Source organism: Aquirufa sp. A-Brett2-15D, from assembly GCF_054558735.1.
In genome coordinates, this window is record NZ_JBSKFT010000019.1 from 1 (window position 1) to 317 (window position 317).

Genomic DNA, 317 nt, shown 5'->3' on the forward strand with positions numbered 1-317 from the left:
ACTCACTCGTGTATCGAGTCCTGCAATCGAATTGGTATTAGAAGTTATGCTAGCTGTGTTTGCATTTACTCCATTCGTTAATGCTAATTCTGCAGCAGTTGCTCTTGTTATCTCAGCAGTAATACTATTTGTATTGGAAGTAACTCGTGTATCAAGACCTGCGATCGAATTGGTATTAGAAGTTATGCTTGCTGTGTTTGCATTTACTCCATTCGTTAATGCTAATTCTGCAGCAGTTGCTCTTGTTATCTCAGCAGTAATGCTACTTGTATTGGAACTCACTCGTGTATCGAGTCCGGCGATCGAATTGGTATTAG

Annotated in this window: 1 protein-coding gene; it reads right to left on the reverse strand. The window is 40.1% G+C overall.

Going from position 1 to position 317, the window contains the following annotated elements:
* The coding region (locus ACST14_RS10965; RefSeq protein ID WP_459463478.1) for a hypothetical protein at positions 1–317 on the reverse strand (317 nt) is incomplete at both ends.